Origin of the sequence: Rhizobium sp. G187, from assembly GCF_051549525.1 — a bacterium.
Classification (GTDB): Bacteria; Pseudomonadota; Alphaproteobacteria; order Rhizobiales; family Rhizobiaceae; genus Allorhizobium.
The window spans coordinates 125,398-147,006 of the sequence record NZ_JBPUGM010000009.1; the positions used below are offsets into that span (position 1 = coordinate 125,398).

Below are 21,609 nucleotides of genomic sequence, written 5' to 3' on the forward strand. Positions count from 1 at the left end.
CGTCCCCCTTAAGATGTCACGGGGGTCTATAATGACTGACGACCTGCGGAGCAAGGCGAAGCTTGAGGCTTCGTGTGACGGTCCCCATATTCTACCTTACGATCAACGGAAGGCCCAGTTAAGGTCAGTCCAACAAGCCGCAAATGGTGTCGTCCCTCACGCGGCACACGGCTCAAAACGAGAAAAACGGGGCCGGACCGTTGGCAGACCGGCTACAGTCTGCTTATGACATCAGCATGAGCACTTTGAATCGGTCTGAAGAGAAACTCTCCGCGTTGAACCAGCCCAAGCCTTGGTCTGGCGTGAACGCCTATCGGGCCGATCCGCTGCTGGTCGATCTGACGGCGCAGCTACCTCGTCCCCTGAAGGACGAGTTTGACGCGATTGGCAAATACGTGACTTCGCCGGAGGCGCAGGAACTGGCCCGTATGGCGAATGTCAGTGCGCCGCATCTGCGCACGCACGGGCCGCGCGGCGAGCGCCTTGACGTGGTGGAGTTCCATCCCGCCTGGCACGCGTTGATGCGCCGGTCGATGGCGTCGGGCCTGCATTCTTCGGTTTGGGAAAACCTGCCTGATGCGCGCGGACGCGAGCACAAGGCCCGCGCCGTCCGCTTCTTCCTGACCGCTCAGCTCGAATCCGGTCATCTGTGCCCGCTGACCATGACCAGCGCTTCGGTGGCTGCCCTCGTTGCCTCGCCGGCCGTTCAGAAGGAATGGACGCCGAAGATCCTGGCGCGCAAATACGACTCCTCCAATCGCCCGCCAATGCAGAAGAGTGCCGTCACCATCGGCATGGGCATGACGGAAAAGCAGGGTGGCACGGATGTGCGTGCCAACGTCACCCAGGGTGAGCGGGTGGGCGAGGGCATCTATCGCCTGTCCGGGCACAAATGGTTTCTGTCCGCACCGATGTCGGATGCTTTTGTCATGCTGGCCCAGACCAAGGACGGCATGGGCTGCTTCCTCGTGCCCCGGCTCCTGGAAGATGGATCGGCCAATGGCCTCGAATTCCAGCGCCTCAAGGACAAGCTGGGCAATCGCTCGAATGCATCGGCCGAAGTCGAGTTCGACGAGGCCTTCGGCTTCCTGCTCGGCGCACCCGGCGACGGTGTTCGCACCATCCTCGACATGGTGACGCTGACCCGACTCGATTGCGCGCTCTCCTCGGCTGGGATGATGCGCGCATCGATGGCGGAGGCCGTCCATCATGTTCGCGGCCGCTCGGTCTTCGGCAAGAAGTTGATCGATCAGCCGCTGATGACGCGGGTACTGGCGGATATGGCGCTCGACGTTGCCGCTGCCACCGCACTCGCCTTCCGCGTCGCTGAAAGCTTCGACAGAGCCCGCGAGAACTCGGTGGATGCCGCTTACGCCCGCGTCATGACGCCGGTCGCGAAATACTGGGTCTGCAAGATCGCACCCGCCCTCATCTATGAGGCAATGGAGTGCATCGGCGGCAATGGCTATGTCGAAGAACGCGCCATCGCCCGGCACTACCGCGAGGCTCCGGTCAATGCGATCTGGGAAGGCTCCGGCAATGTCATGGCGCTTGACGTTCTGCGCGTGCTGAGCCGTGGCAAAGATCTGTTTGAGACCTTGTTCGCAGGCCTTGAGCGCGACCTTGGTCCTTCCGGGCGCAAGACGGTCGAAGTGCTCCGTGCCGCTACCGCCCTTGCCGATCAGGATGAGGCCGCCGGCCGTCTTTTGATCGAGCAACTGGCACTCGCAGCCGGGGCCGCCGAACTCTATCGTCTGGGTGCCACCAAGATCGCTGACGCCTTCCTCGAGAGCCGCCTGGCTGGCGGTTGGCGCCATAGCTACGGCGTCATCGATGCCCGCTTCGACGCCCGATTCGTGCTCGACCTTCTTTATCCGCCAGGCGCGTAGGTCACGAGCGTCAACACCGCAGGAATAGTGAAAAAGGCAGCGACCGTCTGCACGGTGGCCGCTGCCGCATAGAGATCCGCATCTCCGCCCATTTGTTTGGCCAGCAGATAGCCGTTCATCGCGGTTGGCACGGCAGCACCGAGCGCAATCATCAAAATCGTCTCCTGCGAAAATCCGAAGACGATCGCGACAGCGACGGAGATGATCGGGAACAGCACGAGCTTGAGAAACACGCTCAAAAGCACGCTCGGTTGTGGGCGTAGGGCATCCGCGATTCGCAAGCCTGCACCCACCGTGATCAGCCCCAATCCAAGCGATGCGCGGGCGACGAGATCAACGGTTGTCATCAACGGTTCATAGAGTGGTATCCGGAGAAGATTGACCGCGACCCCGGCCAATGATCCGATGATGATCGGATTGGTGATGATCCGCAGCGCGAAGGTCTTGAGGTCGCGGCTCTGGCCGGAAAACCAAACCATCACACCGACATTGATCAGGTTCACGGGGATGATGATCGTCGCCATGATCACGGCAATGATGGCAAGCCCCTGCGGCCCAGTCAGCTTTTCCGCAATGGCAAGCGCCATGAAACCGTTCCAGCGGGTGGCCGTCTGGAAGATCGAGGTGAAGGCAGGTCCGCCCATGCCAGCGGCCTTCAGCACAGGCCAGAGGGCAAGCGAGACTGCAGACATGATCAGAACGGCGAGGAGCGACACCAGTCCGACGCCCGCACTTTCGAACTGTGTAAGGTCTGTTGTCGCCAATGTTTGGAAGAGCAGGGCGGGAAACATCACGAAATAGCCGAACTGCTCCATGCCACCCCAGAAGCTTGGTGCAATCAGTGGCGAGCGTTTCAGCCCGACGCCGAGCAGAACGAGCAGGAAAATCGGCAGGATACTTTCAAAGATGATCAGCATGGCGGTTCCGCATATCGGTTGCGGCAGGGTTAAAGGGTGAACTGTCACAAGGCAATCTACCCGGCACGGTTGAAGGGTGCTGATGCGATAACGCTTTGGAAGGATTTATCCCCAGGCGCCGTTAACCTTAACAAAAGGTTTACGTTGCGTTGCGCACGCTTGGAGGACACCTTCGGACAGGACAGGCGTTAAAGGGTGCAATGGTGACGAGTGAAGTCGCAGCACGGATGGTACTGACGGTCATGACGGCCGCATTCTTCGCAGGGCTGGCGCTCGATATCGCCATTCCTGCGGTGGTGCTGACTGCCATGGCGGCATTCCGTTGGACGCTTGAAAACTGGCCCCTGGCGAATGATTCGCCGGCAATCGGAGAGGCAAGAGCGCTATGAAGGCATTATTGATCTTTTGGGCAGGCCCCATCCTGCTGCTCGGCGCCTGGTATGGGTTGTCCTACAACGACATGAGCTTCGGTTTTTTCATGCTGACCCGGCAGACGCATGACCTCGTCTTCCAGATCTACGGAAACGCGCTCGGTATACCCCCGGAAACCATTCCGCCACTCGTCATGCGGGCGATCGTGGTGGACAGCCTTGTCCTGTTCGCAATCATCGGCTTCCGCCGCCGCAAGAAGATTATGGCCTGGTGGAAGGCCCGTCAGGAAAAGTCGGCAGAACTGTCGGATGCGCGCGCCAGCGTCGAAAGCCTGTCGAGCGCGCCCTGAAGAATGAAGCTCGCAGCGGCCGAATCGATCCGTTCGCTGCGTTTCGCCCTTGAGACATCCATTTCGAGGAGTGCCCGTTCGGCGGCCACCGTCGACAGGCGCTCGTCCCAATAGATGAAAGGTATGTCGGTCTTTTCCGACATGGAGCGGACAAAGGCGCGCGTTGCTTGAACGCGCGGCCCCGCCGAGCCGTCCATGTTGGTTGGCAAGCCGATCACGAAGGCGACGATTTTTTCCTTCGCTGCAAAACTGAGCAAGACCTCGGCATCCTTGGTGAACTTGACGCGTTTGATCACCGGGCGAGGGGTCGCGAAACGACGTCCAAGGTCAGACGCAGAGAGACCGATCGTCTTTGTTCCGAGGTCAAGCCCTGCTACGGCCTGGTTCGGCTGGAGCCGCTCGGCCAGTTCCTCAATCGTCAGTGTCGCCATCGTCCGCTCTCCGCTTGACGTTCAACGCTTGCGCACGAACTCGGTTCGCAGCACCAGCCCTTTGATCGCATCATGCCGGCAATCGATATGCTCCGGATCGTCGGTCAGACGGATCGAGCGGATGACTGTGCCCTGCTTTAGTGTCTGGCCGGCGCCCTTGACCTTGAGGTCCTTGATCAGCACGACCGAATCGCCATCGGCAAGCTCGGTGCCGGATGCGTCACGCGCCACGGGCTTGGTGGCGGCCGCTGCTGCAATCTCGGATGCCGGACGCCATTCGCCGGTGGCATCATCATATATGTAATCGTCGTCGGCCATGGTCATTCCTTCCGTGCGCGAGAGCGCAACTCTTGTCATGCAGGTCGCATAGACCAGTGGTGACGGTCACGCAACTCGTGCCCCGGGGTGTTGCCGGGCAGGGAGCTTGCCATATATTGCCACGGAACATTGCAAATCGGAGATCCCCCATGAAAATCACCTGGCTCGGTCACGCCGCTTTCCGCCTCGATACGGCGAAGACCTCGATCCTCATCGATCCCTTCCTGACCCATAATCCTGGTTTCGCTGGTCTCGACCGCAAGGACATGACCAAGGGCGTCACGCATATTCTGCTCACGCATGGTCATGGCGACCATGTCGGCGATACCGTCGAGCTTGCCCGGGAAACGGGTGCAACGGTGCTTGCCAATGCTGACCTTGCCGCCTGGCTGGGGACGAAGGGCGTAGAGAAGCTGGAAATGGGCAATACGGGCGGAACGGTTCATTTCGAAGGTTTCAGCGTGACGTTCACCAATGCCTTGCACTCCTCGGCCCAGGTCACCGAAGACGGCGTTTCCCACGCGCTCGGCAGCGCCAATGGTCTGATGCTGCATTTTGAAGACGATGCATCGCTCCTGCATATGGGCGACACCGACATCTTTTCCGACATGAAGCTGATCCATGAACTGCACCAGCCCGATATCGGCCTCGTGCCGATCGGCGACCGCTTCACCATGGGCGGAGCCGTGGCGGCACTTGCCTGCCAGCGCTTCTTCGACTTCAAGACGGCGATCCCGTGCCACTACGGATCCTTCCCGATCATCGATCAGACGCCGGAGAAATTTGTCGCCGGCATGGATGGCACGCGCACCCGCGTTCTGACCCCGCAGCCGGGATCTGCCGTCACGGTCTGACAAAACCCCGTTGCCTCAGCGCTTGACGGCCATTATAGCGAAGACAACAGCCCATCTGGAGAATGCCATGTCCGTCGATCTCGCCACCGTCAAGCGCGTGGCCCATCTTGCCCGTATCGCCGTGAGCGAAGAAGAAGCCGCGCGCATGACCGGTGAACTGAACGGCATCCTCGGCTTCGTCGAGCAGCTCGACGAGGTCGATGTAACCGGTGTCGAGCCGATGACCTCGGTAACCCCGATGGCGATGAAGAAGCGCGTCGACGCGGTTACCGATGGCGCCAAGGCCGATGATATCGTGGCGAATGCACCAGCCACCGACCGAAACTTCTTCCAGGTGCCGAAAGTCGTCGAGTAAGATCCGACCGCTGCCGCTGTTATTGCCGAGCCTCCCCAATCTCCCGCCCATCGGGCGCCGACAGTCTGAAGTGAACCTGCCATGAGCGAATTGACCAGCCTCACCATCGCCGAAGCCCGCGCGAAACTCGCCGCCAAGGAGATCAAGGCCGTCGAACTGACGGATGCCTATCTCGCCGCGATCGATGGCGCGAATGGTGCCCTCAACGCTTATGTCGCAGTGACCGCAGACGTCGCGCGTGACATGGCCAAGGCGTCTGATGCGCGCATTGTCGATGGTAAGGCCGGCGCTCTCGAAGGCATTCCGCTCGGCGTCAAAGACCTGTTCGCCACCAAGGACGTGCACACCCAGGCCTGCAGCCACATTCTCGATGGCTTCAAGCCAAAGTATGAATCCACCGTGACGCAGAACCTTTGGAACGAAGGCGCTGTCATGCTCGGCAAGCTCAACATGGACGAATTTGCCATGGGCTCGTCGAATGAGAGCTCTTACTACGGCCCGGTCGTCAATCCGTGGAAGGCCAAGGGCTCGGATGAGAAGCTGGTTCCGGGCGGCTCCTCCGGCGGTTCGGCCGCAGCCGTCGCCGCCCATCTCTGCGCCGGCGCCACCGCAACGGACACGGGCGGCTCGATCCGCCAGCCCGCCGCCTTTACCGGCACCGTCGGCATCAAGCCGACTTATGGCCGCTGCTCGCGTTGGGGTATCGTCTCCTATGCTTCGTCGCTCGACCAGGCCGGTCCCATCGCCCGTGATGTGCGCGATGCAGCCATCCTCCTGAAGTCCATGGCAAGCGTTGATCCGAAGGACACGACCTCGGTTGATCTGCCGGTCCCGGATTACGAAAAGGCGATTGGCGGCTCGGTGAAGGGCATGAAGATCGGCATCCCGAAGGAGTACCGCGTCGAAGGCATGTCGGAAGAAATCGACGCGCTCTGGCAACAGGGTATCGCCTGGTTGAAGGAAGCCGGCGCCGAGATTGTCGACATCTCCCTGCCGCATACCAAATACGCGCTGCCGGCCTATTACATCGTCGCGCCTGCCGAAGCCTCGTCGAACCTTGCCCGTTATGACGGCGTCCGCTACGGCCTGCGCGTTGACGGCAAGGACATTGCCGACATGTACGAGAAGACCCGTGCCGAAGGTTTCGGTAAGGAGGTCCAGCGCCGTATCATGATCGGCACCTATGTGCTCTCGGCCGGCTACTACGATGCCTATTACCTGAAGGCCCAGAAGGTCCGCACCCTGATCAAGCGCGACTTTGAACTCGCGTTTGAGGCCGGCGTCGACGCGATCCTCGCTCCGATCACCCCAACCTCGGCTTTTGCCATCGGCGACAAGGAACTCGCCGCCGATCCGGTCAAGATGTACCTCCAGGATGTCTTCACCATCACGCTCAACATGGCTGGGCTGCCCGGGATTTCCGTTCCTGCTGGCCTTGACAGCAAGGGGCTGCCTCTTGGGCTCCAGATCATCGGCAAGCCTTTCGAGGAAGAGACCCTCTTCAAGACCGCCCATGTCATCGAACAGGCTGCCGGGAAGTTTACCCCGGCCAAGTGGTGGTAAAGGACTTCGTCATACGTGACATGACGGCGGCCGACGCGGACAGCGTCGGCCGCATCGGTTTCGAGGCGTGGGCTGCAAACCCGGTGCTCAATGCCTTTGGCGTCGACATGATGGTCAAAATTCGTTTGAGTTTTCGCCGCTTTGCCCAGGATCATTTCAGCCTGATCACCATTGGTGAACTCGGCGGTGAAATCGCCGGCTGGACGGCCCGAGAGGGCGCACGTGACTATATTTCCGACCTTTGGGTCAGTCCGGCCCATCAGGGCCTCGGCATAGGCTCGGCCCTCATCTTGGCGACACTGCGCGAGATGCGCTCCGAAGGTCTCAAGCGCGCACGAATTGACACCCACGCTGCCAACGAAGGTGCGATCCGGCTCTACCAGGATTTGGGATTCTCCCTCGTCTGGCGCGGCATGCAGCATTCCCCGTCGATGGGCATGATGGTCGAAAAGGTGAAGCTGCAGCAGATGCTTTAGGACCATCGTCCGTGCTCTGGGCTGCAGAAGTCATCGCGTCAGCCAGCACCGCGCAGTGCGGTGCTGGCATCCGGCCTATCGATTGTCCTGTTCTGCTCGCACCAACCTCAGGCCCCGTTCGGTGATCCGATAGGGCTTTCCTTGTCGCGAGCTGATCGCTTTCAGCCTTTTCAATCGACGGAAAAGCTCGAGGTCGAAGCCGGGATAGAGCCAGCCGTCGCGGGAAAAGCATGCGACTGTTTCTATCTTGGCTGTGCCGTTCCGCTGAATTTCAATCCAGCCGCCTTGTGCGAGGAGATGAAGGATCCGCTGATCCGAGCGTGAGATGTCCATGGATGTCTTGTCCGGGAAAAGCGCGCTCTTCTGCGCGCACGAAAACATGACCGGCGCTTGCGCGTCGGGGCTCAGTTTTCAGGCCCTGGCCGCCGGATCGTCGTTCGATCGCGGGCAGGGCCTTTACCGGGTCTCAGACAATCCTGACATCCACACTCCTGTTGGTGGACGAAAAATACCAATCCGCATGGCGGATGTCGAGTTCAGGTTCGCTTCGCAGCGAATCAGCGACCCGGTCCGCTGCCGTATATCGTGGCTGCGGCCCCCGATGTCATAACGTAAGCCTATGATTTTCCTTGAGTCATGGGCCTGCTCAAGTGCTGCGCTGGTCAAGCCGCAGCACCAGTGGTTTACTCATCTCAACACAGAGGTGCGAATGGTCACGATCCGCAAGGCTCGACAGGACGATGCAGGGCTGCTGGCGGAGATCGGCCTTCGCGCTTGGCGCAAGGCGATGGTGACGGTCGGCGAGACGGCCGAGATGATCGGCAATGCGCGCGATGCTTTTACGCGGTTCACTGCGGAAGGGTGGATCACCATTACCGTTGTTGAAAAGTCCGGAGTGCCGGTCGGCTGGGCCGCGCGCGAGGATCTGGACGAGACGATTACCGACTTCTGGATCGATCCCGCGTATCAGGGAAGTGGCTTGGGATCCGCGCTTCTGATGGCCGTTGAAGAGGACATGCTGCGCCAGGGCTTCTCAACGGCCAAGCTTCAGACCCATGCGATGAATGCCGAGGCCGTGAAGTTCTTCGAGAAAAAGGGATATTCGGTCAACTGGTTGACGATGACCTACAACCCCAAGCTCGATCTTGACGTGCAGACGATTGGGCTGTCCAAGCAACTGGCTGCCATTGAGCCGGCCGGCTATGGTCAGGAGTTTTGAGTAAAGGCGACGAGGGCCACGCCAGTTGCCACAACGAACATATGCAGAATGAGCATTGTCGGGATCAGCCAGGTGAAAGGTGGCTTGCGGGTCTTGTGTCGGAACAGCCGCTGTCCGATCAGCGCACCTCCTGAGCCGAAGAGCACGATACAACTGATAAGCTTGCGCTCGGGCACGCGCCAAGTTTGGCGTATCGCCGCGATTTTGTCGACCGCGAACAGGCCGAGCACGAAGACGTTCCAGCCGGCGAGCAGCCAGATCGGCAGAAGGCCCGCAGGAAACGGCAGGGCAAACGGGGCAGTGAGAGCATCGGTCATGCCGCATCTCTAGCGCGCCGCCACTTAACGTTTGCCTTCCATGCCCTGGGGCACGCCCTGGGGCACTCCATGTCGCCTGGCATGCCGCTCCAGCCTTGCGCCGAAGGCCTATTTGCTCTACCTCACGAGGCAACACGTCCATGCATCACACGAGCATCCGATGACCCTGATTGACACGCGCACACCCGATCCCAAACGCTTCATCCCTGGCGCCACTGGCGACTGGGAAATCGTCATCGGCATGGAAGTCCATGCGCAGGTGTTGAGCCAGTCCAAGCTGTTTTCGGGCGCCTCGACGGTCTTCGGCAATGCGCCGAATTCCAACGTCTCGCTTGTGGATGCCGCCATGCCCGGCATGCTGCCCGTGATCAACGAGGAATGCGTGGCCCAGGCGGTGCGCACCGGTCTTGGTCTCAAAGCCCAGATCAACAAGCGCTCGATCTTCGACCGCAAGAACTACTTCTACCCGGACCTGCCGCAGGGCTATCAGATTTCGCAGTTCAAGGATCCGATCGTCGGCGAGGGCAAGATCATCATCTCGCTTGGGCCGGACCGTCAGGGCAATTTTGAGGATATCGAGATCGGTATCGAGCGCCTGCACCTAGAACAGGATGCCGGCAAGTCGATGCACGACCAGCATCCGACAATGTCCTATGTCGACCTGAACCGTTCGGGCGTGGCGCTCATGGAAATCGTGTCGAAGCCGGACATGCGTTCGTCCGATGAGGCCAAGGCTTACATGACCAAGCTGCGCTCGATCGTGCGCTATCTCGGCACCTGCGACGGCAACATGGATGAAGGCTCGATGCGCGCCGACGTCAACGTCTCCGTGCGCAGGCCGGGCGGCGAATTTGGCACGCGCTGCGAAATCAAGAACGTCAATTCGATCCGTTTCATCGGCCAAGCTATCGAATACGAAGCTCGTCGCCAGATTGCCATCCTCGAAGACGGCGGGGTCATTGACCAGGAAACCCGTCTTTTCGATCCGGGCAAGGGCGAGACGCGCTCCATGCGCTCCAAGGAAGATGCGCATGACTATCGCTACTTCCCCGATCCGGACCTGCTGCCGCTCGAATTCGATGATGCCTTTATCGAGAACCTGAAAAAGGATCTGCCGGAGCTGCCAGACGACAAGAAGGCGCGCTTCGTGTCGGAACTCGGTCTCTCGGTCTACGACGCCTCCGTGTTGGTCTCGGAAAAGGCGATTGCCGATTACTTCGAAGCTGTGGCGGCCGGCCGCGACGGCAAGACGGCTGCCAACTGGGTCATCAACGACTTGCTTGGTGCCTTGAACAAAGCGGGCAAAGCCATTGAAGAGACTCCGGTTTCGCCGGCCCAGCTTGGCGGCATCATCGATCTCATCAAGTCGGAAGTCATCTCCGGCAAGATCGCCAAGGACCTGTTCGAAATTGTCTTCAACGAAGGTGGCGATCCAGCTGAAATCGTCGAAAGCCGCGGCATGAAGCAGGTCACGGATACCGGCGCCATTGAGAAGGCCGTCGATGAGATTATCGCCGCCAACCCGGATCAGGTCGCCAAGGTGCTCGCCAAGCCGACGCTGGCCGGCTGGTTCGTCGGCCAGGTGATGAAGGCGACCGGCGGTAAGGCCAACCCGCAGGCCGTCCAGGCGCTGGTCAAGGCCAAGCTCGGTCTGCCGGAGGAATAAGCCGGTGTTCTTCGTCCGCACGGCCAACGACCGGGATGTCGAACCGCTTCGCGCCCTGCTGACGCTGAGTTTCCACGCAACCTATGACCGGTTCTACGGGCCGGCCAAAGTTGCCGAACTGATCGCGGCCTGGCATTCGCCGGCCGAGATCAAGCGACGCATCCAGGTCAAGGGCGGCGAATATCTCGTTGCCGACGACGGAAAGCGGATCGGCGGCATGGCCTTTGCGGCCATGTCCGAGAAGCTGACCAAGACGGCCATCTTGCACCAGCTCTATGTCCACCCGGATCATCAGCGGCAGGGGATCGGCCGCGATCTCTTCGCCGAGGTCGAGACCTGCTTTCCCGATGCCGAGATCCTGAGGCTGGAAGTCGAGCCGCAAAACGAAGGCGCGATCGCCTTTTATACGGCGCATGACCTTGTCGAGGTGGACCGGACAAAGAATTGCGGTGGCCCGGATAGCGGGATCGAAGCCCTGATCATGGAAAAGCCGCTCCGTTGAGCGGCTTTTTTGTGTGCGATGTGCCCGATCAGTTGAAGGGCGGCTCGTTCACCTTTCCATCCTCATCGATGATCTGGACGGCTGAACATTCCACCAGATTGTCTTCCTTTGCTGTGCTGCAGGCGAGATCCGCCGCCTTGATTGCCAGTTCCTTGCTCTGCCAGCCGCAGGAGAACTGGTGCCAATGCGGACCGCCATCGGCCATCATGAAAATGTCCACACTCCAGCCGCCCGGATAGCAGGTGGCATTTACCTGGCAATCCTCCGTCGTGCCGCCACCGGAGATGCACTGCTTCATCGCGCAGTCGATGGCGCTTGCCGTATCCTTTTCCGCACAAAGCCCCGAGCTCATTTCGGGCGCCTGCACATAGGCGATCGCCTTGCGCCCGCCTTCCGCAGCCGAGGCTCCGAGGGCAAGGCCGAATGAGAACAGGAATGTGGAAAGGCGTAATATGCGTGTCATGAAGATGTCCCTCGAAGGCGCTAGTGGAGGACAAAGCTAACGCAGGGAAGAGCCGCGCATGCAAGTAGCAGAACTGAATATACGCGAAGCGACCGAAAATGACCTGACCGCGATCGTCGCCCTGTTTGCCGCCGATGACCTCGGCGGCCATGGCGATACGACAGATCCGGAGGCCCTGCCGCACTATCAGGCGGCGTTTGGGCGCATCAGCCGGTCATCCAACGAGACGCTTTATGTCGCAACGCTTGCCGGTGCCGTGGTCGGCACATTCCAGACCATGATCACCACGACACTGACGGCCAAGGGCGCGTCTTCGATGATCATAGAGGCCGTTCAGACGCGGGCCGACATGCGGGGCAGGGGCATCGGCGCTGCCATGATCGCATTCGCCGTTGAGACCGCACGCAGCCTGGACATGCGCCTTGTCCAGCTCACGTCGAACGCGACGCGAAAAGATGCCCACCGCTTCTATGAGCGGCTCGGCTTCCAGCCGTCGCATATCGGCTTCAAGATCAAGCTGAAATGACGGGGGTGCGACGGGGAATCACTGGACAAGCCGGGGTCAAGGCGGCATAAGCGAGAAACGATCGAATGGGCCTTTTCGGCCCGCGGCAAGAGCCCAAGGACAAGACATGAAGCAGTTTCTGTTGCAGATCTTCACCTGGTGGAACGGTCAGACTATGGGAACCCGTTTCTTCACCTGGCGGCACGGCAAGCGCGTCGGCGAAGACGAGTTCGGCAATGTTTATTACGAAGGACCAATGACGAGCTGGGGTCACCCCAAGCGTTGGGTCATCTATAACGGCTATGCCGACGCCTCCAAGATTGCGTCGGGCTGGCACGGCTGGATGCATTATCGCACCGACACACCGCCGTCGAAGGAAGACTACAAGGCCCGCGAATGGGAAAAGGCGCATCGCGCCAACCAGACAGGCACGGCAGCTGCCTATCGTCCGCAGGGTTCGATTGCGGTAGCGGGCGAGCGCCCGCGCGTGACCGGCGATTACGACGCCTGGACGCCCGGCAACTGATTGCCCGATTTGGCCATAATCCGGCGTTAGGGCCTCATGCGTGAGGCCCTTGTCGTATGTGGTCTCCCGTTGATCGAGGAAAGTGAGCCCAAGATGAAATCGAGCGTGTGGAAACTGGCGATTCCGGTTCTGGGCTCTGTCGCGCTTGCACCGCTCCTTCTGCCGTTACCGACGTCAGCGGCCCGTCTCGCGAATCCAGTCGCGGAATTTGCCGGGATCGACAAGATCACCGGCCGCATCACCACGTTCGACGTCTATGTCGATGAGACGGTGCAGTTCGGCGCGCTTCAGGTGACGCCGAAGGTCTGCTATTCGCGCGACGAGAGCGAAGCCCAGAAGGTTGACGCCTTCATCGAGGTCGACGAGATCACGCTCGACCGCAAGATCCGCCGCATCTTTTCCGGCTGGATGTTTGCCGACAGCCCGGCGTTGAACGCCGTTGAACACCCGATCTATGACGTCTGGCTGACCGGCTGCAAGGCGACATCAGACGTGCCGGCGCCGCAAGGCGTAAAGGGCGTGCAAGCGGCCCCCGAGCCGGCGAAACCCGCCGAAACGCCGGCGGTCAGTGCACCCGCCGCACCGCCATCAGCCGCCTCGGCCACGCCCCCGAACGATCCCTCGGCAGCGCCACAGACCGGCGACCCAGGCTTCGCGACACAGGGTGAACCGTCACAGGCCGCCGTGCCGCCGCTCGAGGCGCCGCAGGAGGTGCCGGCCGAGGTTCTTGGTGGCACGTTACCGCCGGCCGATGCTCCGCTGGACGGTCAGCCTCTGCCGGAAGAGCAGCCTCTCGCGCCGCCACCACCTGTGACGCCACCCGGAAGCGTCGGCCTCTTCTAAAGGCCGGCGATCTCTTTCCGCTTTTGAAGGTGTCGAGCCCTGGGTCTTTCGAGGTGGGGACGACTGCGTGTCGCTGGGACACTTGCCGATTGACATCTGCCTCAATAGGGAACAAGAAGAGAACAAATAGGAGTTCTCGTCATGTCTCTCTCCGAAAAATTCATCGTGCTTCCGTTCAAGAAGAACCGCGGCAATGTCGTGCCCGGCGAAATGCGCCAGGCGTCCAGTGCCGCCGCCGCGGAGAAGATCGCAACCGCCATGTCCGCCCGCCACATCGGTGTGGCCGCCTATTCCGTTCAGGTCGACGAGGAGAGCGGCGACATGTCGAGCCCGAAACTCATCATCGGCTTCGGCGAGACGGCCGACCTGAACGCGGCCTGAGCGGGCAAAAACTGCCCGGTCCAAACCCTCTCCACACAAGGGAGGGCTTAATCCGCCCGCAGCCTCGGAGGATCGCCAAAGAGCCTTGCTCCTCCGGTTGGGCGAAACACCGGCCGTATGTCCTCTCACTCCTCTAAGGGGAGATTGCTGCCCATGGGGGAGCGCCTGTGAGGCCAGAGCCCGCTCGAGCTCCGGAACACTGGCTTCATTCCCTCTTGACGCAACCGCCGCGCAGGCGTGCAGTGCAGGGGTGTCCAGCTGTTGGGAGGAGACACCATGGCCATTGCGAAAAACACCATCTGCCTTTGGTATGACAGGCAAGCCGAAGAAGCCGCGCGCTTCTATTCAACCGTCTTTCCCGACTCGGACGTCAAGTCCGTCCAGCGTGCGCCGAGCGACTATCCTTCCGGCAAGGCGGGCGACGTCCTGGTCGTCCATTTCACCGTGGCCGGCATCCCCTGCATGGGCCTCAACGGCGGCCCCGCCTTCAAACAGTCCGAAGCCTTCTCCTTCCAGATCGCGACCGAAGACCAGGACGAAACCGACCGCTACTGGAACGCCATTGTCGACAATGGCGGAAGCGAGAGCGCTTGCGGCTGGTGCAAGGATAAATGGGGCGTCAATTGGCAAATCACGCCGCGCGCGCTGACGGAGGCGCTGGGCGCTGGCGGTGAGGAGGCAAAACGGGCCTTCGAGGCGATGATGGAGATGGGGAAGATTGATGTGGCGAAGATTGAGGCGGCGCGGAGAGGGTGAGGGCGCTCGGGGCGCCGAAGCATGCTCTTCCCAAGCCGCTATGGCATCGAGATCCTTGGTCAGGGATCAAGTATGAAAAATCAAAACGCGGCCCCGGAATAGTTGAGAATATCGCCTGCACCTGTATTGCCTGACAGATATCTGCCGTCGATCTTCGTGTGCTTCACATATTTGGCAATTGCCGAAAACTGGTTTGCGTTCTCATGCAGCCAAACAGCTCCCTCCGTCCCGTCCAAGGCGCCGTGAAATCCGCTCTCACCTAGAAGATCCAACATTGCCTCAATGGTGAGAGGGCCGCCGTCTTGTAGTACGTGTGCACGCGGCAATCCAATTTCATCTACGCGCTTGGAGAAGTTGTCGTAGGGGATGCGATCGTGAACCCTCATGATTGAAAACGAAATGAACAGCTTGTCTGGATCAACGATGTCGTAACGCGTTCCAGTCGCGGTATGCAGCCATTCACCAACGATGCGCTCGCCGTCCAACAGCATGTCCAGGAACAGTTTCTCCCGCAGCTTCACCCACCTATGAAATGCATGATGGAGTGCATACGGGGAACTTAAGGCGAGATAGCCAGCTCTGTTGAGCGCATGAATTTCGTCACCTACTCTGGCAACGGCTACGCACGACCCATCCACTTTTTCTGTCACAATGAACCGGTCTCCTCTCCTGGTGGGCCCAAGGGTGAAAAGGCGCGATTGCTCGGGTGTCAGCGAATAATCAGCCGGGCCGACCCGTGAACCAGTTAGATGGGGTGTGCTTCCATAGCCCTTAATGCCAAGCGGTTTAGTCGATCTCGTCATTTTGTGCCTTTAGGTGAGGGGGTGCTGCCGACACAACCTGAAGGGGCAGGCTTCGTCAAGACTTAGGTTTGCGTCCAAAACTAAACGCCTCATTTCCGAGCAACAAGGGCGGCTGGTGGTTGATCAGTCGCGTTGGGCGCTGCTTGGTGTTGGGACAAGGCTTCAATGATGAGCCATCGGAAGGTCTCCTCAAAACCGCAGCGTATCCCCCTCCATCGCCTTCTCCAGCAACACTCCATACTCCGCTTTCGGAATATCCACCGCCCCGAACGTCTTGAGATGCTCGGTGGTGAACTGCGTGTCGAGCAGCGTAAACCCGCGCTCCCTCAATCGCTCCACCAGATGGACAAGGCAGATCTTCGATGCATTCGTGCGGCGCGAAAACATGCTCTCGCCGAAAAAGGCCGTACCAAGCGAAACGCCGTAAAGTCCGCCCACGAGCTCGTCGCCCTCCCAGGCCTCGACGCTATGGGCGTGGCCGAGGCGATGGAGCGCGCCGTAGAGGTCCCGGATCTGTTGGTTGATCCATGTGCTCGGCCGGTCTTCGGCCGCTTCCGCGCATTTGGCCACAACGGCGTCAAAGGCGGTGTCGAAGCGGATATCGAAGGGTTGTTTGCGGATGGCCTTTGAGAGGCTTTTCGAGACGTGAAAGTCATCGAGCGGGATGATCCCGCGCAGTTCCGGCTCGACCCAGAAGAGTTCCGGGTCATCGGCGGAATCAGACATCGGGAAAAGCCCGATGGAGTAGGCGCGCAGCAGGAGCTCCGGTGTAATCCCTTGGTCCCTGCTGCGCCGCCCAGCCATATCAGATCAGGCCGAGGTTTCGGCCAGATATTTTTCCAGCCAGTGGATGTCGTAATCGCCATTGGCGATGTCCTGGTTGGACACGAGATCCTGGAACAGCGGAAGCGTCGTCTTGATGCCGTCCACGACGAACTCGTCCAGCACGCGGCGGAGACGCATCATGCATTCGACGCGGGTGCGTCCATGCACGATCAGCTTGCCGATCAGGCTGTCGTAGTAGGGCGGGATCTTGTAGCCGGCATAGGCGCCCGAATCGACGCGAACGCCCAGACCGCCGGGTGCATGGAAATGCGTGATCGTGCCGGGCGAGGGCACGAAGGTGCGCGGATCCTCGGCATTGATGCGGCATTCGATGGCGTGACCGGAAAAGACGATCTCGTCTTGGCTGACCGAGAGGCCTGCACCGGAGGCGACGCGGATCTGTTCATGCACGAGGTCGATGCCGGTTATGGCTTCGGTGATCGGATGCTCAACCTGCAGACGGGTGTTCATTTCGATGAAATAGAACTCGCCGTTTTCGTAGAGGAATTCGATCGTGCCGGCGCCCCGGTACTTCATCTTCTTCATGGCGTCAGCGCAGATCTGGCCGATCTTCATGCGCTGCTCGACGTTAAGGGCAGGGGAGTTTGCTTCTTCCCAGACCTTCTGGTGGCGGCGCTGCAGAGAGCAGTCGCGTTCACCGAGATGGATCGCATTGCCGAAACCGTCGCCGACGACCTGCACTTCGATATGACGCGGCTTGCCGAGGTATTTTTCCATGTAGACGGCGTCGTTGCCGAAGGCGGCGAGCGCTTCGGAACGGGCGGTCGATACGGCCTCTTCCAGCTCGGCCTCGGTCTTCGCCACCTTCATGCCGCGGCCACCGCCGCCGGCGGTTGCCTTGATCAGAACCGGGAAACCGATCTGCCGGGCGATTTCCAGCGCATTCTCTGGCAAGACTTCGCCGTCCGAACCCGGAACAACGGGAATGCCGAGTTCGACCGCGGTCTTCTTGGCCGTGATCTTGTCGCCCATCAGGCGGATATGCTCCGCCGTCGGTCCGATAAAGGTGATGCCATGAGCGTCAAGGATATCGGCAAACTTGGCGTTTTCCGACAGGAAGCCGTAGCCTGGATGCACTGCATCGGCGCCGGTGATTTCACAGGCGGCAACGATCTGGTGAATGTTCAGATAGCTGTCGCGTGACGGCGGAGGACCGATGCACACGCTTTCGTCGGCAAGGCGCACATGCATGGCATTGGCGTCTGCGGTGGAATGCACGGCAACGGTTGCGATGCCGAGTTCCTTGCAGGCGCGCAGCACGCGCAGCGCGATTTCGCCGCGGTTTGCGATGAGGATCTTCGAGATACCACTCATCGGCTTACTCGATGATAACCAGAGGCTCGCCGTATTCGACCGGGCTCGCGTCGTCGATGATGATCTCGACGATCTTGCCGGACTTAGGCGAGGGGATCTGGTTCATGGTCTTCATGGCTTCGATGATCAGAAGCGTCTGGCCTTCCTTGACCGTCGAGCCGACTTCAACGAAGGGACGCGAGCCTGGCGCCGGAGACAGGTACACGGTGCCGACCATGGGAGCGGTCACGGCCTTGGAGAGGTCGCGGCCAGCCGGTGCGGCAGCAGCAGCGGCCGGAGCGGCAGCAACGGGGGCAGGAGCAGCGGCCGGGGCCTGGAAGTTGAACGAGGGCATCTGCGGCATCATCATCGGGGTGTTGCCGTTGCGCGATACGCGGATGCGCATGTCGTCCTGTTCGACTTCGATCTCGGTGAGGTCGGTATCCTTGAGGATGTTCGCGAGGTCTCGGATCAGGGCCTGGTCGATACCCGTTTTCTTGTCAGCCATGGATTGGGTGTCCTGTATTCTTGTTATTGCGTGATGGTCTTCAGCGCCTGAAGCGCCAGGATGTAGCTCAAGGGGCCGAAACCGCAGATCACGCCCTTGCATGCCGGCGCTATCAGCGATTTGTGGCGAAATTCTTCGCGTGCATGCACGTTCGAGATATGAACCTCGATGACCGGCACGGGTGATATGGCGCGAATGGCGTCATGCAGGGCGACAGATGTATGCGTATAGGCGCCGGCATTGATCGCGACACCCGCCGCCTTCTCGCCCGCCTCGTGCAGCCAGCCGACGAGGTCGCCTTCGTGATTGGATTGGCGAAAGTCGACCTGGAATCCGAATTCCTGGCCGAATGCAAGGCAATCGGCCTCGATATCGGCAAGCGTCTTACCGCCATAGATACCCGGTTCGCGCTTGCCGAGCATGTTCAGATTGGGACCGTTGAGAACGAATAAGGTCTTGCTCATCTATCCTACCGTCGACTTTTCACGGCTTCCTATAGACCGGCAGCCCTTGCAGGGAAAGCCCTTCGCCGATTTCCTAGGCAGACCTTCCCCGGAAATCCCCAAAGCGCTGGCTGAATCTGGCCAAACCCTTCAGGATTAGCAGGTCGCCTGACCACAGGAGCGGACATTGCCGAGCTTCTCGGACAGCGCAGCCGTGCCAACGGCGCCCGGCAACATCTCGTCTCCGATGACGTAAGACGGGGTGCCGGTAATGCCGAGGTCGGCGGCAAGGCGATATGTCTCCTCGACGGAGGCTGTATTCGGGCTCTCGGCCATCTTGGCCCGGATCTTTTCCTCGCTGACACCCAGATCCGATGCGATCGCTATGGCGCTTTCTTCCGATGCGCGTCCTTCGGACGTCATCATGGCGCGGAAAAAGTCACCATATTTCTCAGGGGAGAGTTTGCGGAAGGCGTCGGATACCTTGTGGGCGGCTTCCGAGTCAGGGCCGAGGATCGGGAATTCCTTCAGGACATACCGAATATTCTTGTCCTGCTCGAGCACGGCTTCCATGTCTGCATGGGCGCGCCGGCAATAACCGCAATTATAGTCGAAAAACTCGACCACGGTCACGTCGCCCTCGGGGTTGCCGATCGCCACATCATAGGTCGACTTGAAGATCTTGTCGGTATTGGACGAGACTGCGACCTTTGCCTGTTTCATCCGCGCGGTTTCCTGCTTTTCCTGCAGGGCCTGCTGGGCTTCGACCAGCACTTCCGGGTTCTCCAGCAAGTATTCACGGATGAATGCGCCGAACTCCTTCTTCTGGGCATCGTCCAGCGCATGGGCCGCCACGGGCAGCATGAACGGCAGGAGCGCCACAGTGGTGGCAGCGATCATCTTGAAGTTCAGGGCCATGTTCAACCTCATCTGTTGTTGCGGCGAGGAAAGCCGCCTCTGCTCGAGCCTTAAGCCCCTTGCGTAAACGATCGGTTTGGCGAGACAAGTAAATTTGCTTTGTTGTCGCGATCCCGGGTCTTTTCTTGTGATGAAAGCCACTTTGCGGCAAATGTCAGGCGCAATCACATCCGCGGAGCCCGTTCCCTTGATTTCCATCTCCAAACGCAGTGCCGTCGAGCCCTTTCATGCCATGGACATTCTGGCCGAAGCCACCCGTCGACGCCAGGAAGGGCGGCCGGTGATCTCCATGGCCGTCGGTCAGCCCGGACATCCAGCCCCGCAGGCGGCGCTTGCCGCTGCGCGTTTGGCACTCGATGTCGGACGTATCGGCTATACCGACGCGCTTGGGCTGACCGAACTGCGAAAGGCATTGGCGGTCGAATACGGCCGCCGTCACGGCGTCGCGCTGGACTGGAACCGGGTGGTCGTCACGACCGGTTCGTCGGCCGGCTTCAACCTTGCCTTCCTGGCGCTGTTTGATGCGGGCGACGCTGTCGCGATCGCCAGGCCGGGTTATCCCGCCTATCGCAGCATCCTGGCCGCCCTTGGCCTTCGCGTTATCGAAGTCCCCGTTGGCCCCGAGACCGGTTACACGCTGACGCCCGAAAGCCTGGAGCGGGCCCAGGCGGAAGCTGGAATGCGTCTCAATGGCGTGCTTCTGGCAAGCCCCGCCAACCCGACCGGTACAGTCACCACCGGTAAGCAGTTGAAATCTGTCTATGACTACTGCAAGGGCGAGGGGATCACGCTGATCTCGGACGAGATCTATCATGGCCTCACCTATGGAGCCGAGGAAGTCACGGCACTGGAGATCGGTGATGAAGCTGTCATCATCAACTCCTTTTCCAAGTATTACTGCATGACCGGCTGGCGAATCGGCTGGATGGTGGTCCCGGCAGAACTCGTTCGTCCGATCGAATGCCTTGCACAGAGCCTCTACATTTCCGCGCCTGAATTATCGCAGATCGCGGCGCTCGCAGCGCTCAGCGCAACGGACGAATTGGAGCATTACAAGGCTGCCTGCAGCGCCAACCGCGATTTTCTGATGCAGCGATTGCCAGAGCTCGGCCTGCCGCTGCTGTCGCCGATGGACGGTGCCTTCTACGCCTATGTCAATGCATCGCGATACACCAATGACAGTATGCAACTGGCAAAGCGCATTCTCGCCGAGACCGATATCGCCGTCACCCCCGGTCGTGACTTCGATCCTGTGGATGGCCATCTGGCGCTCAGGCTTTCCTATGCCGGCAGTATGCAGGATATGGTCGAGGCAACGTCACGCCTCGAAGCCTGGCTGCCGCGAGCCGTTTAGGAGCTTTGGGATTTAGTGAGATATCTATATATTTCAGAATTTTGTTTGGCTTTCCTGATGTAGTGCAGAAGGAAGATTCCGCGTTGAGATCCTGTTTCAAGGAGATGTCATGCCGAGCAGCGTTTCCTCCAACGCCCCCGAGATCCTGACCGAACGCTTGCTGCTAAGGGCGCACAGGATCGAGGATTTTGAGGCCATGGCTGACCTGTGGAGTGACGAGGAAATCTGCCGCTTTATCCTCGGCCGTCCGTCGACGCGCTCGGAAACCTGGTCACGTCTCCTGCGCTATGCGGGTCACTGGAAGTTGCTGGGGTTCGGTTACTGGGCCGTCGAAGAGCGTCAGTCTGGGGCTTATATAGGGGATGTCGGCTTTGCCGATTTCCAGCGCGACATTGTCCCGCCGCTCGGTCCCTTCCCGGAGGCGGGTTGGGTCCTGGCGAGGCAGGCTCATGGACGAGGTCTGGCAACGGAGGCCATGCTGGCGGCGCAAGCCTGGATCGACGAGAGGGCAATCGCAGATCGCTCGGTCTGCATCTTCGATCCGCAACACAAAGCCTCAATCCGCATTGCAGAAAAACTCGGTTACCAGTGTCTGCACACGGCGGTCTTCATGGATGAGCCGACACTGGTGATGCAGCGATGGCGGCCGAACGGCAAGGATGCATTCTCCGACGGTGATCTACCGAAATCATGATTAAACGAAAAAGGCCCCGCGCGATGAGCAGGGCCTTTTAAAGTCAGG

Annotated in this window: 28 protein-coding genes and 1 pseudogene; 17 read left to right on the forward strand and 12 right to left on the reverse strand. The window is 60.2% G+C overall.

Annotated features, from left to right (window positions below; genetic code table 11):
• Nucleotides 1-236 precede the first annotated feature (236 nt).
• Nucleotides 237-1,889: an acyl-CoA dehydrogenase family protein gene (locus tag ACSV9I_RS20770; RefSeq protein WP_054159106.1), complete on the forward strand. Its 1,653-nt coding sequence runs from the start codon at nucleotides 237-239 to the stop codon at nucleotides 1,887-1,889.
• Here the strand turns inward: ACSV9I_RS20770 and ACSV9I_RS20775 are convergent.
• Nucleotides 1,871-2,806 (reverse strand): AEC family transporter, encoded by a 936-nt coding sequence (locus ACSV9I_RS20775; protein WP_438330657.1) that lies wholly within the window; start codon nucleotides 2,804-2,806, stop codon nucleotides 1,871-1,873. The two genes, ACSV9I_RS20770 and ACSV9I_RS20775, sit on opposite strands and share 19 nt — an antisense overlap.
• A gap of 200 nt (nucleotides 2,807-3,006) precedes the next feature.
• Here ACSV9I_RS20775 and ACSV9I_RS20780 point away from each other — a divergent pair, with 200 nt between their 5' ends.
• Nucleotides 3,007-3,195 (forward strand): hypothetical protein, encoded by a 189-nt coding sequence (locus ACSV9I_RS20780; RefSeq protein ID WP_438330658.1) that lies wholly within the window; start codon nucleotides 3,007-3,009, stop codon nucleotides 3,193-3,195.
• A complete protein-coding gene (locus ACSV9I_RS20785; RefSeq protein ID WP_054159012.1) occupies nucleotides 3,192-3,527 on the forward strand; it encodes a DUF6105 family protein in 336 nt (111 codons plus the stop codon). Before ACSV9I_RS20780 ends, ACSV9I_RS20785 begins: the two co-directional genes overlap by 4 nt.
• Here the strand turns inward: ACSV9I_RS20785 and ruvX are convergent.
• Both ruvX and ACSV9I_RS20795 read right to left on the reverse strand, forming a co-directional pair.
• Nucleotides 3,461-3,958: a Holliday junction resolvase RuvX gene (gene ruvX, locus ACSV9I_RS20790; RefSeq protein ID WP_054159011.1), complete on the reverse strand. Its 498-nt coding sequence runs from the start codon at nucleotides 3,956-3,958 to the stop codon at nucleotides 3,461-3,463. The genes ACSV9I_RS20785 and ruvX overlap by 67 nt on opposite strands.
• 21 nt (nucleotides 3,959-3,979) lie before the next feature.
• Nucleotides 3,980-4,276 (reverse strand): alkylphosphonate utilization protein, encoded by a 297-nt coding sequence (locus ACSV9I_RS20795; RefSeq protein WP_438330659.1) that lies wholly within the window; start codon nucleotides 4,274-4,276, stop codon nucleotides 3,980-3,982.
• Between the two features lie 149 nt (nucleotides 4,277-4,425).
• Here ACSV9I_RS20795 and ACSV9I_RS20800 point away from each other — a divergent pair, with 149 nt between their 5' ends.
• The 4 genes from ACSV9I_RS20800 (at nucleotide 4,426) to ACSV9I_RS20815 (ending at nucleotide 7,524) form a co-directional block, all read left to right on the forward strand.
• The gene (locus ACSV9I_RS20800) at nucleotides 4,426-5,130 is read left to right on the forward strand and encodes a metal-dependent hydrolase (RefSeq protein WP_438330660.1); all 705 of its coding nucleotides are present in this window, start codon (nucleotides 4,426-4,428) and stop codon (nucleotides 5,128-5,130) included.
• A gap of 67 nt (nucleotides 5,131-5,197) precedes the next feature.
• Nucleotides 5,198-5,485, forward strand: a complete 288-nt coding sequence (gene gatC, locus ACSV9I_RS20805; RefSeq protein WP_054159008.1) for an Asp-tRNA(Asn)/Glu-tRNA(Gln) amidotransferase subunit GatC — start codon at nucleotides 5,198-5,200, stop codon at nucleotides 5,483-5,485.
• Nucleotides 5,486-5,566: 81 nt separating this feature from the next.
• Nucleotides 5,567-7,048 carry an Asp-tRNA(Asn)/Glu-tRNA(Gln) amidotransferase subunit GatA gene (gene gatA / locus ACSV9I_RS20810; RefSeq protein ID WP_438330661.1) on the forward strand — a complete coding sequence of 494 codons (1,482 nt, stop codon included), beginning with the start codon at nucleotides 5,567-5,569 and terminating at the stop codon, nucleotides 7,046-7,048.
• A 20-nt stretch (nucleotides 7,049-7,068) separates the two neighbouring features.
• Nucleotides 7,069-7,524, forward strand: a complete 456-nt coding sequence (locus ACSV9I_RS20815; RefSeq protein ID WP_054159105.1) for a GNAT family N-acetyltransferase — start codon at nucleotides 7,069-7,071, stop codon at nucleotides 7,522-7,524.
• Nucleotides 7,525-7,599: 75 nt separating this feature from the next.
• Here ACSV9I_RS20815 and ACSV9I_RS20820 read toward each other — a convergent pair whose 3' ends face one another.
• The gene (locus ACSV9I_RS20820) at nucleotides 7,600-7,857 is read right to left on the reverse strand and encodes a YjhX family toxin (RefSeq protein WP_054159006.1); all 258 of its coding nucleotides are present in this window, start codon (nucleotides 7,855-7,857) and stop codon (nucleotides 7,600-7,602) included.
• A 376-nt stretch (nucleotides 7,858-8,233) separates the two neighbouring features.
• Here ACSV9I_RS20820 and ACSV9I_RS20825 point away from each other — a divergent pair, with 376 nt between their 5' ends.
• The gene (locus tag ACSV9I_RS20825; RefSeq protein WP_054159004.1) at nucleotides 8,234-8,743 is read left to right on the forward strand and encodes a GNAT family N-acetyltransferase; all 510 of its coding nucleotides are present in this window, start codon (nucleotides 8,234-8,236) and stop codon (nucleotides 8,741-8,743) included.
• Here ACSV9I_RS20825 and ACSV9I_RS20830 read toward each other — a convergent pair.
• Nucleotides 8,731-9,060 (reverse strand): DUF1294 domain-containing protein, encoded by a 330-nt coding sequence (locus ACSV9I_RS20830; RefSeq protein WP_438330662.1) that lies wholly within the window; start codon nucleotides 9,058-9,060, stop codon nucleotides 8,731-8,733. The two genes, ACSV9I_RS20825 and ACSV9I_RS20830, sit on opposite strands and share 13 nt — an antisense overlap.
• Before the next feature lie 160 nt (nucleotides 9,061-9,220).
• On the opposite strand from ACSV9I_RS20830, the gene gatB reads away from it, so the two are divergent.
• Both gatB and ACSV9I_RS20840 read left to right on the forward strand, forming a co-directional pair.
• Nucleotides 9,221-10,726: an Asp-tRNA(Asn)/Glu-tRNA(Gln) amidotransferase subunit GatB gene (gatB, locus tag ACSV9I_RS20835; RefSeq protein ID WP_438330663.1), complete on the forward strand. Its 1,506-nt coding sequence runs from the start codon at nucleotides 9,221-9,223 to the stop codon at nucleotides 10,724-10,726.
• Between the two features lie 4 nt (nucleotides 10,727-10,730).
• Nucleotides 10,731-11,228, forward strand: coding sequence for a GNAT family N-acetyltransferase (locus ACSV9I_RS20840; RefSeq protein WP_054159001.1), 498 nt, complete (start codon nucleotides 10,731-10,733; stop codon nucleotides 11,226-11,228).
• Nucleotides 11,229-11,256: 28 nt separating this feature from the next.
• Here the strand turns inward: ACSV9I_RS20840 and ACSV9I_RS20845 are convergent, their stop codons facing one another.
• Nucleotides 11,257-11,691, reverse strand: coding sequence for a hypothetical protein (locus ACSV9I_RS20845; RefSeq protein ID WP_438330664.1), 435 nt, complete (start codon nucleotides 11,689-11,691; stop codon nucleotides 11,257-11,259).
• Between the two features lie 58 nt (nucleotides 11,692-11,749).
• Here ACSV9I_RS20845 and ACSV9I_RS20850 point away from each other — a divergent pair, with 58 nt between their 5' ends.
• The 5 genes and pseudogenes from ACSV9I_RS20850 to ACSV9I_RS20870 all read left to right on the forward strand — a co-directional run bounded on the left by ACSV9I_RS20850 (nucleotide 11,750) and on the right by ACSV9I_RS20870 (nucleotide 14,702).
• Nucleotides 11,750-12,217, forward strand: a complete 468-nt coding sequence (locus ACSV9I_RS20850) for an N-acetyltransferase family protein (protein ID WP_438330665.1) — start codon at nucleotides 11,750-11,752, stop codon at nucleotides 12,215-12,217.
• A gap of 106 nt (nucleotides 12,218-12,323) precedes the next feature.
• On the forward strand, nucleotides 12,324-12,722 hold the full coding sequence (locus tag ACSV9I_RS20855; protein ID WP_438330666.1) for an NADH:ubiquinone oxidoreductase subunit NDUFA12: 399 nt from the start codon (nucleotides 12,324-12,326) through the stop codon (nucleotides 12,720-12,722).
• A gap of 93 nt (nucleotides 12,723-12,815) precedes the next feature.
• Nucleotides 12,816-13,238: pseudogene (locus ACSV9I_RS20860) on the forward strand (DUF2155 domain-containing protein); the annotation flags it as partial.
• Nucleotides 13,239-13,706: 468 nt separating this feature from the next.
• Nucleotides 13,707-13,946, forward strand: a complete 240-nt coding sequence (locus ACSV9I_RS20865) for a hypothetical protein (RefSeq protein WP_054158996.1) — start codon at nucleotides 13,707-13,709, stop codon at nucleotides 13,944-13,946.
• A gap of 282 nt (nucleotides 13,947-14,228) precedes the next feature.
• Nucleotides 14,229-14,702 carry a VOC family protein gene (locus tag ACSV9I_RS20870; protein WP_438330686.1) on the forward strand — a complete coding sequence of 158 codons (474 nt, stop codon included), beginning with the start codon at nucleotides 14,229-14,231 and terminating at the stop codon, nucleotides 14,700-14,702.
• Between the two features lie 80 nt (nucleotides 14,703-14,782).
• On the opposite strand, the gene ACSV9I_RS20875 is transcribed toward ACSV9I_RS20870, so the two are convergent.
• From ACSV9I_RS20875 to ACSV9I_RS20900, 6 genes are all read right to left on the reverse strand, one after another.
• Nucleotides 14,783-15,352, reverse strand: coding sequence for an RNA ligase family protein (locus ACSV9I_RS20875; protein ID WP_438330667.1), 570 nt, complete (start codon nucleotides 15,350-15,352; stop codon nucleotides 14,783-14,785).
• A 342-nt stretch (nucleotides 15,353-15,694) separates the two neighbouring features.
• The gene (gene aat / locus ACSV9I_RS20880) at nucleotides 15,695-16,309 is read right to left on the reverse strand and encodes a leucyl/phenylalanyl-tRNA--protein transferase (RefSeq protein WP_438330668.1); all 615 of its coding nucleotides are present in this window, start codon (nucleotides 16,307-16,309) and stop codon (nucleotides 15,695-15,697) included.
• A 6-nt stretch (nucleotides 16,310-16,315) separates the two neighbouring features.
• Nucleotides 16,316-17,665, reverse strand: coding sequence for an acetyl-CoA carboxylase biotin carboxylase subunit (accC, locus tag ACSV9I_RS20885; protein WP_438330669.1), 1,350 nt, complete (start codon nucleotides 17,663-17,665; stop codon nucleotides 16,316-16,318).
• Nucleotides 17,666-17,669: 4 nt separating this feature from the next.
• Nucleotides 17,670-18,152 carry an acetyl-CoA carboxylase biotin carboxyl carrier protein gene (gene accB, locus ACSV9I_RS20890; RefSeq protein ID WP_054158991.1) on the reverse strand — a complete coding sequence of 161 codons (483 nt, stop codon included), beginning with the start codon at nucleotides 18,150-18,152 and terminating at the stop codon, nucleotides 17,670-17,672.
• Nucleotides 18,153-18,175: 23 nt separating this feature from the next.
• Nucleotides 18,176-18,616: a type II 3-dehydroquinate dehydratase gene (gene aroQ, locus ACSV9I_RS20895; RefSeq protein WP_054158990.1), complete on the reverse strand. Its 441-nt coding sequence runs from the start codon at nucleotides 18,614-18,616 to the stop codon at nucleotides 18,176-18,178.
• 135 nt (nucleotides 18,617-18,751) lie between these two features.
• Nucleotides 18,752-19,513, reverse strand: a complete 762-nt coding sequence (locus ACSV9I_RS20900) for a DsbA family protein (protein WP_438330671.1) — start codon at nucleotides 19,511-19,513, stop codon at nucleotides 18,752-18,754.
• A gap of 187 nt (nucleotides 19,514-19,700) precedes the next feature.
• On the opposite strand from ACSV9I_RS20900, the gene ACSV9I_RS20905 reads away from it, so the two are divergent.
• Both ACSV9I_RS20905 and ACSV9I_RS20910 read left to right on the forward strand, forming a co-directional pair.
• The gene (locus ACSV9I_RS20905; RefSeq protein WP_438330673.1) at nucleotides 19,701-20,867 is read left to right on the forward strand and encodes an aminotransferase class I/II-fold pyridoxal phosphate-dependent enzyme; all 1,167 of its coding nucleotides are present in this window, start codon (nucleotides 19,701-19,703) and stop codon (nucleotides 20,865-20,867) included.
• A gap of 109 nt (nucleotides 20,868-20,976) precedes the next feature.
• The gene (locus ACSV9I_RS20910) at nucleotides 20,977-21,561 is read left to right on the forward strand and encodes a GNAT family N-acetyltransferase (protein ID WP_438330674.1); all 585 of its coding nucleotides are present in this window, start codon (nucleotides 20,977-20,979) and stop codon (nucleotides 21,559-21,561) included.
• Nucleotides 21,562-21,609 lie beyond the last annotated feature (48 nt).

Excerpts from the sequence above, each read along its gene's own strand:
- gatB (WP_438330663.1), top strand. The coding sequence starts at position 9,221 with ATGACCCTGATTGACACGCGCACACCCGATCCCAAACGCTTCATCCCT.
- gatA (WP_438330661.1), top strand. The coding sequence starts at position 5,567 with ATGAGCGAATTGACCAGCCTCACCATCGCCGAAGCCCGCGCGAAACTC.
- ACSV9I_RS20800 (WP_438330660.1), top strand. The coding sequence starts at position 4,426 with ATGAAAATCACCTGGCTCGGTCACGCCGCTTTCCGCCTCGATACGGCG.
- ACSV9I_RS20865 (WP_054158996.1), top strand. The coding sequence starts at position 13,707 with ATGTCTCTCTCCGAAAAATTCATCGTGCTTCCGTTCAAGAAGAACCGC.
- ACSV9I_RS20780 (WP_438330658.1), top strand. The coding sequence starts at position 3,007 with ATGGTGACGAGTGAAGTCGCAGCACGGATGGTACTGACGGTCATGACG.
- aat (WP_438330668.1), bottom strand. The coding sequence starts at position 16,309 with ATGGCTGGGCGGCGCAGCAGGGACCAAGGGATTACACCGGAGCTCCTG.
- ACSV9I_RS20850 (WP_438330665.1), top strand. The coding sequence starts at position 11,750 with ATGCAAGTAGCAGAACTGAATATACGCGAAGCGACCGAAAATGACCTG.
- ACSV9I_RS20855 (WP_438330666.1), top strand. The coding sequence starts at position 12,324 with ATGAAGCAGTTTCTGTTGCAGATCTTCACCTGGTGGAACGGTCAGACT.
- ACSV9I_RS20900 (WP_438330671.1), bottom strand. The coding sequence starts at position 19,513 with ATGGCCCTGAACTTCAAGATGATCGCTGCCACCACTGTGGCGCTCCTG.
- gatC (WP_054159008.1), top strand. The coding sequence starts at position 5,198 with ATGTCCGTCGATCTCGCCACCGTCAAGCGCGTGGCCCATCTTGCCCGT.
- ACSV9I_RS20795 (WP_438330659.1), bottom strand. The coding sequence starts at position 4,276 with ATGGCCGACGACGATTACATATATGATGATGCCACCGGCGAATGGCGT.
- ACSV9I_RS20815 (WP_054159105.1), top strand. The coding sequence starts at position 7,069 with ATGACGGCGGCCGACGCGGACAGCGTCGGCCGCATCGGTTTCGAGGCG.
- aroQ (WP_054158990.1), bottom strand. The coding sequence starts at position 18,616 with ATGAGCAAGACCTTATTCGTTCTCAACGGTCCCAATCTGAACATGCTC.
- ACSV9I_RS20785 (WP_054159012.1), top strand. The coding sequence starts at position 3,192 with ATGAAGGCATTATTGATCTTTTGGGCAGGCCCCATCCTGCTGCTCGGC.
- accC (WP_438330669.1), bottom strand. The coding sequence starts at position 17,665 with ATGAGTGGTATCTCGAAGATCCTCATCGCAAACCGCGGCGAAATCGCG.
- ACSV9I_RS20820 (WP_054159006.1), bottom strand. The coding sequence starts at position 7,857 with ATGGACATCTCACGCTCGGATCAGCGGATCCTTCATCTCCTCGCACAA.
- ACSV9I_RS20825 (WP_054159004.1), top strand. The coding sequence starts at position 8,234 with ATGGTCACGATCCGCAAGGCTCGACAGGACGATGCAGGGCTGCTGGCG.
- ACSV9I_RS20770 (WP_054159106.1), top strand. The coding sequence starts at position 237 with ATGAGCACTTTGAATCGGTCTGAAGAGAAACTCTCCGCGTTGAACCAG.
- ACSV9I_RS20910 (WP_438330674.1), top strand. The coding sequence starts at position 20,977 with ATGCCGAGCAGCGTTTCCTCCAACGCCCCCGAGATCCTGACCGAACGC.
- ACSV9I_RS20775 (WP_438330657.1), bottom strand. The coding sequence starts at position 2,806 with ATGCTGATCATCTTTGAAAGTATCCTGCCGATTTTCCTGCTCGTTCTG.
- accB (WP_054158991.1), bottom strand. The coding sequence starts at position 18,152 with ATGGCTGACAAGAAAACGGGTATCGACCAGGCCCTGATCCGAGACCTC.
- ACSV9I_RS20830 (WP_438330662.1), bottom strand. The coding sequence starts at position 9,060 with ATGACCGATGCTCTCACTGCCCCGTTTGCCCTGCCGTTTCCTGCGGGC.
- ACSV9I_RS20845 (WP_438330664.1), bottom strand. The coding sequence starts at position 11,691 with ATGACACGCATATTACGCCTTTCCACATTCCTGTTCTCATTCGGCCTT.
- ruvX (WP_054159011.1), bottom strand. The coding sequence starts at position 3,958 with ATGGCGACACTGACGATTGAGGAACTGGCCGAGCGGCTCCAGCCGAAC.